The organism is Ligilactobacillus hayakitensis DSM 18933 = JCM 14209 (assembly GCF_000615845.1).
Lineage (GTDB): Bacteria > Bacillota > Bacilli > Lactobacillales > Lactobacillaceae > Ligilactobacillus > Ligilactobacillus hayakitensis.
Genome location: NZ_BAML01000004.1, coordinates 63,879 through 77,840, shown reverse-complemented (window position 1 = coordinate 77,840; position 13,962 = coordinate 63,879). Strand labels below are relative to the sequence as shown.

Below are 13,962 nucleotides of genomic sequence, written 5' to 3'. Positions count from 1 at the left end.
GAGAACCTTTTTTATTTTATATATGAGAGGATGGTGAAAAGATGCCATTAAGTGATTCGGTAGCTGTTTTAAAAGGGGTAGGCCCTAAAAAGCAAGTTGCATTAAATAAGTTAGGGATCAATACAATTGAAGATTTATTTAATTTTTATCCCTTTAGATATGATGATTTGGCACAAAAAAAGCTAAATGAGATTTCAGATCAAGAAAAAATAACACTTAAAGGAACAATTGCTTCAGAGCCTACATTAACACATTTTGGAAGAAAGAAAAGTCGAATAAATTTTAAACTATTAATCGAACATGATGTTGTCAGCGTTTCTTTTTTTTAATCAACCTTGGTTAAAAAAACAATTAGAAACAGGAAAAGAAATCGCTGTATATGGTACATATGATCCAATCAGACAAAGTTTAGCGGGAATAAAAATCTTAGCACAAAATCAAAATGACTTTGTGGGCGTTTATCGCTCTTCAAAAGATATTAAAGCAAATACAATCAAAGATATTGTTAAAATTGCTTTTGCATCATATCAATATGAAATTGTGGATGTATTGCCGGTGTCATTAAGGAATAAATATCGGTTGGAAAACGCTAAGAAAATGATTGCAGGAATGCATTTTCCGACTTCAAAAAAAGAAGCTGATTTAGCTAGAAGAACTGCAATATTTGATGAATTTTTTAAATTTGAGGCAGGGATAACATTTTTAAAAAAGGAAAATAAAGTAAATCAAGGTATTATTATTGATTATGACAATGAAAAATTGAAGAAGTTCATTGCCAAGTTACCATTTGAATTGACGAATGCTCAAAAACGTGTAGTAAATGAAATTTGTCATGATATGCATAGTAGCAATCATATGAATCGCCTACTACAAGGAGATGTAGGATCTGGGAAAACAGTTATTGCAGCAATTGCAATGTACGCAGCCGTAACTGCAGGGATGCAGACAGCTTTGATGGCGCCTACTGAAATTTTGGCACAACAACATGCTGAAAAATTAGCTCATCTTTTTGAAAGTTTTGACGTAAATGTTGCATTGTTAACTAGTTCTTCAGTTAGTAAAGTAAAGCAACGGAAAGAGTTAATGGAGCACCTTGTAAATGGGGATATTGATATCGTGATAGGAACTCAAGCTTTAATACAAGATAAAGTTGAGTTTCATAATTTAGGATTAGTAGTTACGGATGAACAACATAGATTTGGTGTTAATCAGCGTAAAATCTTACGTGAAAAAGGAAATAATCCCGACGTACTTGCGATGACAGCCACTCCAATTCCTCGAACTTTAGCAATAACTACTTATGGCGAAATGGATGTTTCAATTATTAATGAACTTCCTAAAGGCAGGCAGCCAATTCAAACTCATTGGATTCCCAAAAAAGATACAGGTAAAGGAATGGAATTTATCAAAAATGAGTTAAAAAAAGGTTCACAAGCATATATTATTTCAGCTTTAATCGAAGAATCAGAAATGTTGGATTTACAAAATGCGACTGAAGTTTATGAAAAAACTAAAGCATATTTTGGAAATGAGTTTAAAGTAGGGTTGCTTCATGGAAAATTGACGGCTGAAGAAAAAGATAATGTGATGCAAGATTTCAAAAATGGAAAATTTGATATTTTAGTTTCGACGACTGTTGTTGAAGTTGGAGTTGATGTCCCAAATGCGACAGTAATGATGATCCTTGATGCTGATCGATTTGGGTTAGCTCAGTTACATCAATTAAGAGGACGTGTTGGTCGTGGATCTAAAGCATCGACTTGCATATTAGTTTCTGATCCTAAAAGTGATTATGGTAAAAAAAGAATGCAAACCATGGTTGATACGAATGATGGATTTGTAATATCTCAAAAAGATTTAGAATTACGAGGCCCAGGTGATGTTTTAGGATATAAGCAATCAGGACTTCCGGATTTCAGAGTTGGTAATCCAATTTCAAACTTGAATATTTTACAAATTGCACAACAAGAAGCGTATGATATAATAAATGATGAAGAGTTCGAAAAAAAGCAAGAAAATTTTGAATTAATAAAATTTTTAAATCAAAAAATGGTTGAAGAAAATAAATTCGACTAGGAGGATAATTATGAGAATTGCGGTAGATGCAATGGGCGGAGATTTTGCACCTAAAAGCGTAGTTGAAGGTGTAAAAAGAGCTAGTAAAGAATTTAAAGATATTGAGTTCCAATTATATGGGGACAAAAATCAAATTGAAGAGCTAATAAGCGAATCTAACAATGTGAAAATTTTTCATACAACAGAATTAATTGATATGAACGATGAACCAGTCAAGGCGATTCGGAGAAAAAAGGATTCTTCTTTGGTAAGAGCAGCTCAAGCAGTTAAAGATGGTGAAGCAGATGCGCTATTTTCATGCGGTAATACGGGTGCACTTTTGGCAAGTGGCCTATTGATTGTAGGTCGTATTAAAGGGGTTGCAAGACCAGGATTATTATCTACTTTACCAGTTTTATCTGATAATGGTGGCGCTTTTAACTTATTAGATAGCGGGGCTAATGCTGATAATAAAGCTGATCAACTTTATCAATACGCGCTTTTAGGTAAATACTATGCTCAAAGTGTTCGAGGAATTGAAAACCCAAGAATTGGGTTGTTAAATAATGGAACAGAACCACACAAAGGAAGCAAGTTAACTTTAGAAGCTCATCAATTAATTGCTGCTGATGAATCAATTAATTTCGTAGGCAATGTTGAGTCAAAAGATCTCTTAAATGGTGTGTGTGATGTTGTAGTAGCTGATGGTTTTACTGGAAATGCAGTTTTAAAAGCAATCGAAGGAACAGCTAAAACAGCAATGGGATTATTAAAGTCCACTGTAAAAAATTCAGGTATTCGTGGAATTTTAGGCGGTTTACTTTTGAAACCTAGTTTAAAGAAAATGGCCTCAAAAATGAGTGCTGCCCAATATGGTGGAGCTGTTTTATTAGGAACAAAATCCCCTGTTGTCAAAGCCCATGGTGCTTCTGATTCAGAAACAATTTACTACACAATTAAGCAAATCCATGAAATGTTAGAAACTGATATGATTGGAAAATTTACTAAATCAATTCAAAGTGAGTCAAAATCTAATAAAGAATAGCTAGAAATTAATATAGAGTAATGTTAAAATATATTGGCTATTAAGAAAAAGAAGGGTGTTTTAATTATGACAGAACAAGAAATCTTTAATAAAATGTCAGAAATTATTCAAGATCGTTTCGAAGTTAGTGCTGATAAAGTTACTAATGATTTAAACTTTCAAAATGATTTAGATGCAGATTCAATTGATATTGTGGAATTTGTCTTAGAATTAGAAGATGTTTTCGGACAAGAAATTCCAGATGAAGATGCTGAAAATCTTAAAACTGTTGGTGATGCTGTAAGTTATATTAGTGCACATCAAAATTAATTTTATTTTAGGAGCTAAGAAAAAACTATTATTTTTTCTTAGCTCCTTTTTTGTTATAATAGTAAAGAATACAGTATTTATGATGGGAGAGTAGTGTCGTGTTAAAAGGATTAGAACAAATGCTCAAAAAAGATTTTGATATTGAATTTAAAAATCATGAAATATTAGAGGCAGCTTTTACTCATGTTTCATATCTAAATGAAAAACCAAATTTAAAAAATAGAGGATACTATGAAAGAATTGAATTTTTAGGAGATGCAGTTATGCAATTATGTGTATCTGAATATATCTTTAAGAAATTCCCAAAAATGCCAGAAGGAAAATTAACTCGATTACGTGCGGCAATGGTTTGTGAAGATAGTTTTAGTAAATTTGCAACTGAATGCCATTTTAACGAATATATTCGTTTAGGAAAAGGTGAAGAAAAGGGAAATGCGCGTCAACGTACGAGCCTTTTATGTGATATCTTTGAAGCTTTTATAGGTGCACTATATTACGATCAAGGTAAAGATGCGGTTGTTAAATTTATATCTAAGGTTATTTTTCCTAAATTAGATGAAGGTTGGTTTGATCATTTAATGGATAACAAAACTGAATTACAAGAATTTCTTCAACAAAATGGTGAATGTAAAATTGTTTATGGAGAAGTTTCAGTAACAGGACCAGATAATCAACGTACGTATACAATGAATGTCTCAATTAACGGAAAAGTAATGGGTGAAGGAACTGGTAGAACAAAAAAATTAGCTGAACAAATGGCTGCATATAAAGCTCTAAAAAAACTCAACAAATAAAGGAGTGCCTTAGTGTATGAAAATAAAAACACTTACTTTGGATGGGTTTAAGTCTTTTGCAGATAAAACAGTTATCGAATTTCAGCCAGGTCTAACGGGAATCGTTGGTCCGAATGGTAGTGGTAAAAGTAATATTACGGAAGCAATTCGTTGGGTTATTGGAGAACAGTCAGCTAAAAATTTGCGTGGAGATAAGATGCCAGATGTTATTTTTGCAGGATCTGAAATTCGAGCTGGCTTAAATCGAGCCGAAGTTGAATTAGTATTAGATAATTCTGACAAATACTTAGATTATCCTCATGAACAAATTAATATTAAACGTCGAATTTTTAAAGATGGTGAAAGTGAGTTTTACTTGAATAATAAAAAAATTCGTCTTAAAGATATTGTTGAATTGTTCATGGATACTGGATTAGGGAGAGAATCTTTTTCAATAATTTCTCAAGGTAGAGTTGAAGCAATTTTTAATAGTAAACCTGAAGAACGGCGCAAGTTAATTGAAGAAGTTGCAGGGGTACTTAAGTATAAAAAAGAAAAGAAAAAAGCTCAGTCTGAATTAGACTCTACAACTGATCACTTGAATCGTGTAGCAGATATTGTGTTTGAACTTGAAAAGCAAATTGAACCGCTAAGGGAACAAGCAAGTAAGGCTAAGGATTACGTAGATCAAAAAGCACAATATGATGAACTAAATCAAACGCGTCTAGGAATAGAAATTTTAGCTAATAATCAAGAAAAAGTTGAATTAGAAGAAAAGTTACGTCAAGTAAACAAAGTAATTACTGAAAAAGCTTCTTTACTCGCCAAGCAAGATAAAGAGATTAAGTCTTTACGAACACAACAAAAAGAAATTGAAGTTCAACTTGATGATAGCCAAAAAGAACTAACATTTTTGAGTCGGCAAGAAGAAAAAATCAAGGGAAAACAAGACGTATCTGCAAAGGTAGAAAATTTCCAAAATCAAAGAATTGATGAATTAGAAAATCAAGTAAAACAAAACACGGAAAATTTAAAGCGCACGCAAGAAAATGTAAAATTACTTGAAAAACAAAAGCAAGAATTGAATAAGAAAAAAGCAGAGTTAAGTGTTAATATTCATGAACTAGAGATTTTAGTTAGCAATTCAAGCGAAGATACGGTTGCTGATTTAGAATTTAAATTAAAGAACTTAGCGCAACAATTAGAATTACTCGAAAGAGAAAATGAATTTTTATCTACTAATATTGCTACAAAAGTTAATGAACTAGATGATAAGAATAATGAATTGTCACAATACAATAATCAAATCAAAGAAAATCAAGACAAGATTAAAAAAATTGATAAAAAGATTGCAAACATTAATGATTCTGCAGTAAATTTAAAAACAAAATTGAATAGTATCCAAAATCTATTAAATAAAAAAACTTTAAAATTGCAGAATAATGAAATTAAAGAAGCGCAAGCAAAAGAAATTTATCAAAAAGCAAACACACGTTTAGAGACTTTAAAGAATATTGCGCAGTCATATTCAAATTATTACCAAGGGACAAGAGAAATTTTAAAGGCTAATCTTGAAGGGGTTGTAGGCCCTGTAGCAGAAAAAATTGATGTTCCAAAAGAATTTAATAAAGCGATTGAAACTGCATTAGGTTCACAAATTCAAAATGTAATTACAATCAATGATAAAGCAGCGCAAATAGCAATTAAATATCTTTCGAATAACAGATTAGGGCGGGTAACATTTTTACCAAGAAATACGGTAACTCCTCGCTATATTGATGAAAAAATAAAAACATTAATTTCAAAAGATTCTGGATTTGTTGGGATTGCAAGTGAGTTGATAAATTTCGATAGTGCTGACCAAGTTATTGTGAAATATTTATTAGGATCAACAATCGTGGCAAAAAATCTTGAAGATGCAACGCGTATTGCGAAAATTACTAAATTTAAAAATCGAGTGGTAACAATTGATGGAGATGTCGTTAATTCTGGTGGTTCGTTGACTGGTGGAAAAACCAAAGGGAAACGAGAAGGTGTTTTTGAACAAAAACAACAAATAGCTGAATTGAGCCAAAACATTGAAGTTATGAATGAAAAACTAGTAATTTTTCAAAACAATAATCAGCAGTTAAAAATAAAGATAAACGAACTAGAAGAAGAATATCAGCGCTTAAATAGCGAAATTACAGAATTTGCTAAAGAAAAAAATGAGCTTGAAGCCAAAAGAAATATTATTGAACTAACATTGGAACATTTAAATGAGAATGTAAAAAATAATATGGATTCAAAAGCAAATGCTGAGTTAGAGGAATTGCGACGTAAATTAGATGTTGGTCAAAATAAACATCGTGAGTTACAGCAAGAATATGAATTATCATACAAAATATTTAATCAACATAAACAAAGTATAGACTCTGAAAAAAATAATTTACAACAAAATCAGTTGAAATTATCAGAGCAAAAACAAAAACTTGCAGTTCTTGACGAAAAACTGCGAGTAAATATTTTACAAGTAGCTGATTACAAATATCAAATTGATAATTTGAAGGATTTAATTGCAAAACAAAAGCAAAAAATTAGCGACATCCAAGTAGAAATTAAGCAAAGTAGTGAAGAAAGCTCGGATTTTGAATTGAAACAAGCAAATCTTGTAGAAAAAATTGCAAGTTTAAAAAAGACAATCGCTGAGTTACAAAATAAGAGAAATAACATTCACGCAGAAATTAATAAAATTGAGTCTAAAAATAAAGTCGATGAAGCATTAAACATGAATGCGCTAGATGAACAAAGAAAAATTAGCGTAAAAATTAGTCAATTGGAGACGATGTTAAAGAGATCTTTAAAAGATTTGTCAGATTTATACCACAAATCATTTGATGAGATTAAAGATAATTTGGATACATCGAAATTAAACGAGATTAATCGCAAATTACATCTTCTAAAATTGGGAATTGATGAATTAGGAAATGTTAATATAGGGGCAATAGATGAATTTCAAAGAGTTAACGAACGTTATGAATTTTTAGCTAAGCAACAATCCGATTTGATTGATGCAAAAAAACAATTGGAAGATAGCATGGTTGAAATGGATACTGAAGTAAAAAAACGTTTTGAAACTACTTTTAAGAAAGTTGCAGAAGCTTTCAAGCAAACATTCCCAGTTATGTTCTCAGGAGGAAAAGCGGAATTGACACTAACCGATCCCAATAATCTACTTGAATCGGGAATTGAAATTATGGCACAGCCACCTGGAAAGAAATTTCAAAGACTTAGTTTGTTATCGGGTGGGGAACGAGCTTTAACAGCGATAACTTTATTATTTGCAATTTTAAAAGTTAAACCAGTTCCTTTTGTTGTATTAGATGAAGCAGAAGCGGCACTTGACGAAGCTAATGTCACACGATACGCTCAATATTTGAAAAAATTCGATGAAAAAACACAGTTTATTGTGATTACCCATCGCAAAGGGACAATGGGGTATGTAGACGTACTTTATGGCGTAACAATGCAAGAATCGGGCATTTCTCAAGTTGTCTCAGTTACATTAGATGATATTTAGGTGAGGAGAAGATATATGGGTTTTTTTGATAAATTAAAAAAAGCATTTAGCGTTGAAAATGAAGATGAAGTGAATAAAAAACAAAATAATGACAGTCATGTTGAAGATGCTCAAGCAACTGTAGATGATGCACCTTCAACAGAGCAAACAGATTTAAAATCGTCTGAAGCAACCGAATCAATTAACGATTTTCAAGAAGATAATCAAAAAGAAGATAGTGAACTTACATATGAGGAAAATGTAAATGAAGTTGAAACTCAAGAAGATGTAATTGAAGAAAATGAGAATTTAGATGTAAATGAAGATTCTCAAACTCAAGTTCAAGAAACAAAACAAGAAGAAATAATTGAAAATAAATCACAAGAAGAACTTTTTGAAAACACTTCAGAAACCAAACAAGAAAATGATGAAACACAGGCGTATGATAAAGGATTAGAAAAATCTCGCTCTGGCTTGGGGTCAATGATTAATTCTTTATTAGCAAACTTTAGAAAAGTTGATGAAGATTTTTTTGAAGAATTGGAAGAAACATTGATTGAAGCTGACGTAGGATTTGAAAATGCAATGCGTATCAGTGAAGCACTTCGTCAGGAAGTAAAGCTTCGTAATGCTAAGAAAAAAAGTGAAGTTTCTGATGCGATTGTAAGAAAAATGGTTGAACTTTACGAAGAAGATGGAAAAAAAGAGGATTCAAACTTACATTTTGCTTCAAATGGGCCTACGGTATTTTTATTTGTTGGTGTTAATGGTGTTGGTAAAACTACAACAATTGGAAAATTAGCTTATCGCTATAAACAAGAAGGTAAACGCGTCTTATTATGTGCGGCAGATACATTTAGAGCAGGAGCAATCGAACAACTTGCTGAATGGGGTAACCGCGTGGGGGTCGATGTTGTTAAAAAACCTGAAAAAAGTGATCCTGCATCAGTTGTCTTTGATGCAGTGGCTAAAGTTAAAGAGGGCGACTATGACATCCTTTTAGTAGATACAGCTGGTAGATTGCAAAATAAAGTTAACTTGATGAATGAATTAGAGAAGATTTCAAGAATTATTAAACGAGAAATTCCAGATGCGCCACACGAAGTTTTATTAGCACTTGACGCTACAACTGGTCAAAATGCATTAATTCAAGCTAAAGAATTCAAGAGTGTAACTAATGTATCAGGAATTGTTTTAACAAAGCTTGATGGAACTGCTAAAGGTGGTATTGTGTTAGGAATCCGAAGTGAACTTCATATTCCAGTTAAACTAGTAGGTTTAGGTGAACAAATGCAAGATTTACGGATATTTAATGCAAAAGAATATATTGAAGGTCTGTTTGGAAATTTAATTAGTCAAGATAAGTAGGTGATCAAGTGGCGATTGAAAAAACAAATAGAATTAATGCATTATTTGATTTTTATGAACCTTTGTTAACTAAAAAACAAATGACATATATCGGATTATATTATCGTGATGATTATTCTTTAGGTGAAATTGCAGAAAATTATGAAGTTTCACGCCAAGCGGTTTATGATAATATAAAAAGAACGGAAAAAATTCTTGAAGGATACGAAAAAAAATTGCATCTGTATCAACAATTTACTAAAATTAGCGAGATAACGGATGAATTATTAGAATACGCTTCTAAAAATTATAAAGATGATGAAAAATTAGTATCTTTAATTGAAAAATTAGAAATGATTGAAGAATGAAAGTAGGTGGCCTAAATGGCATTTGAAGGTTTAACTGAAAGACTACAAAATGCGATTAGTAAGCTTCGTAGAAAAGGGAAAATTAGTGAAGCTGATGTAAAGGAAGTTATGCGGGAAATCCGACTTGCTTTACTTGAAGCCGATGTTAACTTTACTGTAGTTAAAAATTTTGTAAAGAAAGTAAAAAATCGAGCTGTTGGAGCTGAAGTATTAGAAAGCTTAACTCCCGCGCAACAAATTGTAAAAATTGTTAATGAAGAATTGATTGAAGTAATGGGAGAAGAAGCAAGCCCATTAAATAAATCTTCAAAAATTCCAACCATTATTATGATGGTCGGGCTACAAGGGGCAGGTAAAACTACCACTGCAGCCAAATTAGCAAATAAATTAAAAAAAGAGCAAAATGCACGTCCATTCATGATTGCTGCGGATATTTATCGTCCTGCCGCAATCGATCAATTAAAAATCCTTGGTAATGAAATTGATGTTCCTGTATTTGAAATGGGGACAGATGTTAATCCTGTAGAGATTGTGCGTCAAGGTTTGGAAGTAGCAAAAGAAAATAAAAATGACTATGTATTTATTGATACGGCTGGTCGTTTGCAAATTGATGAAAAGCTGATGAATGAATTAGCTGAAATAAAAGAATTAGCTAACCCAAATGAAATTCTATTAACGGTTGATGCGATGACAGGGCAAAATGCGGTTGAAGTTGCTCAAGGATTTAATGACCAACTAGATGTTACAGGTGTGATTCTTACTAAGTTAGATGGGGATACACGTGGTGGTGCAGCATTATCAATTCGCGAAGTAACTGGTAAACCAATCAAATTTATTGGTCAAGGTGAAAAAATGTCAGATTTAGATGTTTTTTATCCTGACAGAATGGCATCAAGAATTTTAGGGATGGGAGACATGTTGACGCTGATTGAAAAAGCGCAACAAGATTTTGACCAAAAAGAAGCCGAAAAATTAGCACTTAAAATGCGAGAAAATTCATTTGATTTTAATGACTTTTTGAATCAGTTAGAACAAGTGCAAAATATGGGACCGATTGAAGATCTTATTAAAATGATTCCAGGGATGGCAACTAATCCTGCCCTCAAAAATCTTAAAGTAGATCCAAAAGATTTAGAACGTACTAAAGCAATTGTATATTCAATGACAAAGCAGGAACGAGAAAATCCAAATCTATTGAATCCAAGTCGTCGTCGAAGAATTGCTGCTGGATCAGGTCGTCCAATTCAAGAAGTTAATCGTATGATTAAACAATTCAAGCAAATGCAAGATATGATGAAAAAAATGTCAAACGGAAATCTTGGTGGATTAGAAAATATGTTTGGCAATGGAATTCAAGGAAAACTTGCAAAAATGTCGATGAAGCGCGTCATGAAGAAGCAAAAGAAGCTTAAAAAGAAGAAAAAGAAGCGTAAGTAGAAAAAAATTAAAAAAAATTGCAACTGTCAAGAAATTTTACTTTACACCTGATAAAAAAACTGGTATATTATTAATTGTTGAGAAGAATACTAGGAGGTGTAATTAAATGTCAGTTAAGATTCGTTTAAAACGTATGGGTTCTAAGAAGCGTCCTTTCTACCGTATCGTAGTTGCTGATTCACGTTCACCACGTGATGGTCGTTTCATCGAAACAGTTGGTACTTACAACCCACTTACAGAACCAGAAACAGTTACTCTTAAGGAAGAACAAATTATGAACTGGTTAGGAAATGGTGCACAACCATCAGATACTGTTCGTAACATTCTTTCACGTAACGGTGTTATGAAGAAATTCCACGAAGCTAAGTTTTCAAAATAATTAGGTTGAACAATGACAGAAGTTGATGTTAAAAACTTAGTATTAACTATTGTTAAACCATTAGTTACTAATCCTGATGAGGTTTATATAAACTCGAGACAGGATAACAGGGTTCTATACTTAGATTTAAACGTAGCACCTGAAGATGTTGCCCGTATTATTGGAAGACATGGTCGAGTAGTTCAAGCTATTCGTTCTGTCTTGTATGCGGTAAGGCTAGAAAACAAATTTAGACTTCGTTTAAATATTGTGGAATGATTATAGTAGCAATTAAACCTCTAATTTAGTGTTTACACTTGATTAGAGGTTTTTATTTTATGAAATATTATGGAGGAAACTTAATGAATTATTACACAGTTGGAAAAATTGTTAATACTCATGGGATTAGAGGAGAAGTTAGGGTTCTATCAGTTACTGATTTTGCTGATGAACGTTTTAAAGTAGGAAATAAATTATATGTAAATAAAAATAACACCTTAAAAGAATTAACTATTAAAACACATAGAAAGCATAAACAATTTGAAATGTTGTCTTTTGAAGGATTAGAAAATATTAATTTTGTTGAACCATTAAAAGGATTAGAACTTAAAATTTCAGAAAATCAACAAGGTGATTTAGAAGATGGATCATTTTACCATCACCAAATTGTCGGATTAGAAGTTTATACCATTGATGGCGAATATATTGGAAAAATTTCTGAAATTATGACCCCAGGTGCAAATGATGTATGGGTTGTTGAACGAGACGACAAAGACGATTTACTTTTACCAGCAATTAAAGATGTAATTAAAAGTGTTCAACTTAACGAACAAAGAATTATTGTTGAATTATTAGATGGGTTGGATGAATAATGAAAATTAATATTTTAAGTCTATTTCCAGAAATGTTTGGACCGCTACAACAATCAATTTTAGGAAAAGCTAGCGAAAAAAATATTGTCGATATTAACGTAACCGATTTTAGAGATTTTACTACTAATAAGCAGCATCATGTTGATGATACGCCATATGGGGGCGGTGCAGGGATGCTTCTTCAAGCACAACCAATTTTTGATGCGTTAGATCATATTGAATCAGAAAATGGATCACTAGGTAGAGTAATCCTTTTAGATCCTGCTGGACGAAAATTTGATCAAAAGGTTGCAGAAGAATTTTCTAAAGAAGATAATTTGACATTTATTTGTGGTCATTATGAAGGTTACGATGAACGAATTCGTGCTAGAGTGACTGATGAAATATCTTTAGGTGATTTTGTCTTAACCGGTGGAGAATTGGGGGCGATGGTTGTAATTGATGCAACCGTACGTTTATTACCCGAAGTTTTAGGAAATAATGAATCAGCTGTAGGGGATTCATTTTCAACAGGTTTATTAGAATATCCTCAATACACGCGTCCAGCTTCATTTAGAGGAATGGATGTTCCAGAGGTTCTAACAAGTGGGAATCACCAAAAAATTGCTGAATGGCGTAAAAAAGAGTCATTGAGAAGAACCTTACTTCGTCGTCCAGATTTATTAGAAAATTATGAATTAGATGATGAGGAAAAGAGATTATTACTCGAAGTTAAGGAAGAAGAAAATCTTTTTTAATTAAATTAGAGGTGTAATACTTATGGAAAATGATCAAATAACGTTAAGATTTGCTAGGGTTGAAGATGCTAAAGAGTTACTTGAAATTTATAAACCGTATGTAGAAAAAACTGCAATTACTTTTGAATACGAAGTTCCATCAGAAAGCGACTTCAAAACAAGAATTCAAAAAACGCTTTGCAAATATCCATATATTGTTGCACTAAATGAAGGAAAGATTATTGGTTATGCATATGCAAGTAGCTTTAAAAATCGTCAAGCATATGATTGGAGCGTGGAAACTTCCATTTATTTGAGCGAAGATGCAAGAGGGAAAGGTTTAGGCACTATTTTGTATAATGCGCTAGAATTAATTCTAAAAAAACAGGGAATTATTAATATTAATGCTTGCATAACAGCTCCAAAACCAAAATCAAACTATGTAACAGATGCAAGTATAAAGTTTCACGAAAAGCGTGGATACAAATTAGTCGCTCATTTTCATAATAGCGGTTTTAAATTTGATGAATGGTATGATATGGTATGGATGGAAAAATTCATTAATGATCATACGGTACCACCTAAATCTGTTAAATGGTTTAGTGAATTTGATTTTTCAAAACTATTGAAAAATAACTTTACAAGTTAATTTAAAGATGATATATTAATATATGGCTTGATGCCATATAAATAACGATATTCCGCTGCAACTGGACAAGAATGTCGGTGAAAGGAAAGATATTAATGTCAGTTAATCCATTAATCGCAAAGATTACAGAATCACAATTACGTGATGATATTCCAGAATTCCGTGCAGGAGATTCTGTACGTGTTCACGCTCGTATCGTTGAAGGTTCACGTGAACGTATCCAAATTTTTGAAGGTGTTGTTATCAAACGCCGTGGTGAAGGTGTTAGTGAAACATATACTGTTCGTAAAATCAGTAACGGTGTAGGTGTTGAACGTACTTTCCCATTACACACACCTCGTGTTGACAAAATCGAAGTAACTCGTTACGGTCGTGTACGTCGTGCTAAGTTATACTACTTACGTGCATTACACGGTAAGGCTGCTCGTATTCCAGAACGTCGCCGTGGCTAAAAGCGTTAGAAACCTTGCTGTTGCAGGGTTTCTTTTTTTATGC

At 32.4% G+C, this 13,962-nt stretch carries 13 protein-coding genes and 1 pseudogene; all 14 read left to right on the top strand.

Annotated elements, in window-relative coordinates:
- Nucleotides 1-41: 41 nt before the first annotated feature.
- Nucleotides 42-2,076: pseudogene (gene recG / locus JCM14209_RS08815) on the top strand (ATP-dependent DNA helicase RecG).
- A gap of 10 nt (nt 2,077-2,086) precedes the next feature.
- Complete coding sequence (plsX, locus tag JCM14209_RS02155; protein ID WP_025021990.1) at nt 2,087-3,100, top strand: phosphate acyltransferase PlsX; 1,014 nt, start codon at nt 2,087-2,089, stop codon at nt 3,098-3,100.
- Between the two features lie 66 nt (nt 3,101-3,166).
- Entirely contained in the window at nt 3,167-3,409 is a 243-nt protein-coding gene (gene acpP / locus JCM14209_RS02150) for an acyl carrier protein (RefSeq protein WP_025021989.1), read from the top strand.
- 119 nt (nt 3,410-3,528) lie between these two features.
- Nucleotides 3,529-4,203 carry a ribonuclease III gene (rnc, locus tag JCM14209_RS02145; RefSeq protein ID WP_420806404.1) on the top strand — a complete coding sequence of 225 codons (675 nt, stop codon included), beginning with the start codon at nt 3,529-3,531 and terminating at the stop codon, nt 4,201-4,203.
- A 16-nt stretch (nt 4,204-4,219) separates the two neighbouring features.
- Entirely contained in the window at nt 4,220-7,741 is a 3,522-nt protein-coding gene (smc, locus tag JCM14209_RS02140) for a chromosome segregation protein SMC (RefSeq protein WP_025021987.1), read from the top strand.
- Nucleotides 7,742-7,756: 15 nt separating this feature from the next.
- Nucleotides 7,757-9,088 (top strand): signal recognition particle-docking protein FtsY, encoded by a 1,332-nt coding sequence (gene ftsY, locus JCM14209_RS02135; protein ID WP_025021986.1) that lies wholly within the window; start codon nt 7,757-7,759, stop codon nt 9,086-9,088.
- 8 nt (nt 9,089-9,096) lie between these two features.
- Entirely contained in the window at nt 9,097-9,435 is a 339-nt protein-coding gene (locus tag JCM14209_RS02130) for a putative DNA-binding protein (protein WP_025021985.1), read from the top strand.
- A gap of 15 nt (nt 9,436-9,450) precedes the next feature.
- The gene (ffh, locus tag JCM14209_RS02125) at nt 9,451-10,872 is read left to right on the top strand and encodes a signal recognition particle protein (protein WP_025021984.1); all 1,422 of its coding nucleotides are present in this window, start codon (nt 9,451-9,453) and stop codon (nt 10,870-10,872) included.
- A 106-nt stretch (nt 10,873-10,978) separates the two neighbouring features.
- Nucleotides 10,979-11,251 carry a 30S ribosomal protein S16 gene (gene rpsP / locus JCM14209_RS02120; protein ID WP_025021983.1) on the top strand — a complete coding sequence of 91 codons (273 nt, stop codon included), beginning with the start codon at nt 10,979-10,981 and terminating at the stop codon, nt 11,249-11,251.
- A 12-nt stretch (nt 11,252-11,263) separates the two neighbouring features.
- Nucleotides 11,264-11,509: a KH domain-containing protein gene (locus tag JCM14209_RS02115; RefSeq protein WP_025021982.1), complete on the top strand. Its 246-nt coding sequence runs from the start codon at nt 11,264-11,266 to the stop codon at nt 11,507-11,509.
- Nucleotides 11,510-11,592: 83 nt separating this feature from the next.
- Nucleotides 11,593-12,102: a ribosome maturation factor RimM gene (gene rimM, locus JCM14209_RS02110; protein WP_025021981.1), complete on the top strand. Its 510-nt coding sequence runs from the start codon at nt 11,593-11,595 to the stop codon at nt 12,100-12,102.
- A complete protein-coding gene (trmD, locus tag JCM14209_RS02105) occupies nt 12,102-12,839 on the top strand; it encodes a tRNA (guanosine(37)-N1)-methyltransferase TrmD (RefSeq protein WP_025021980.1) in 738 nt (245 codons plus the stop codon). The genes rimM and trmD overlap by 1 nt, the downstream gene beginning before the upstream one ends.
- 22 nt (nt 12,840-12,861) lie before the next feature.
- Nucleotides 12,862-13,467, top strand: a complete 606-nt coding sequence (locus JCM14209_RS02100; protein ID WP_035519753.1) for a GNAT family N-acetyltransferase — start codon at nt 12,862-12,864, stop codon at nt 13,465-13,467.
- Between the two features lie 95 nt (nt 13,468-13,562).
- Nucleotides 13,563-13,919 carry a 50S ribosomal protein L19 gene (rplS, locus tag JCM14209_RS02095; RefSeq protein ID WP_025021978.1) on the top strand — a complete coding sequence of 119 codons (357 nt, stop codon included), beginning with the start codon at nt 13,563-13,565 and terminating at the stop codon, nt 13,917-13,919.
- The last annotated feature ends 43 nt before the right edge of the window (nt 13,920-13,962 follow it).

What these genes read in the sequence shown, in the direction of transcription:
- ftsY (WP_025021986.1), top strand. Translation starts at nt 7,757, where the DNA reads ATGGGTTTTTTTGATAAATTAAAAAAAGCATTTAGCGTTGAAAATGAA.
- smc (WP_025021987.1), top strand. Translation starts at nt 4,220, where the DNA reads ATGAAAATAAAAACACTTACTTTGGATGGGTTTAAGTCTTTTGCAGAT.
- acpP (WP_025021989.1), top strand. Translation starts at nt 3,167, where the DNA reads ATGACAGAACAAGAAATCTTTAATAAAATGTCAGAAATTATTCAAGAT.
- trmD (WP_025021980.1), top strand. Translation starts at nt 12,102, where the DNA reads ATGAAAATTAATATTTTAAGTCTATTTCCAGAAATGTTTGGACCGCTA.
- JCM14209_RS02100 (WP_035519753.1), top strand. Translation starts at nt 12,862, where the DNA reads ATGGAAAATGATCAAATAACGTTAAGATTTGCTAGGGTTGAAGATGCT.
- rpsP (WP_025021983.1), top strand. Translation starts at nt 10,979, where the DNA reads ATGTCAGTTAAGATTCGTTTAAAACGTATGGGTTCTAAGAAGCGTCCT.
- rimM (WP_025021981.1), top strand. Translation starts at nt 11,593, where the DNA reads ATGAATTATTACACAGTTGGAAAAATTGTTAATACTCATGGGATTAGA.
- rnc (WP_420806404.1), top strand. Translation starts at nt 3,529, where the DNA reads ATGCTCAAAAAAGATTTTGATATTGAATTTAAAAATCATGAAATATTA.
- ffh (WP_025021984.1), top strand. Translation starts at nt 9,451, where the DNA reads ATGGCATTTGAAGGTTTAACTGAAAGACTACAAAATGCGATTAGTAAG.
- rplS (WP_025021978.1), top strand. Translation starts at nt 13,563, where the DNA reads ATGTCAGTTAATCCATTAATCGCAAAGATTACAGAATCACAATTACGT.
- plsX (WP_025021990.1), top strand. Translation starts at nt 2,087, where the DNA reads ATGAGAATTGCGGTAGATGCAATGGGCGGAGATTTTGCACCTAAAAGC.
- JCM14209_RS02115 (WP_025021982.1), top strand. Translation starts at nt 11,264, where the DNA reads ATGACAGAAGTTGATGTTAAAAACTTAGTATTAACTATTGTTAAACCA.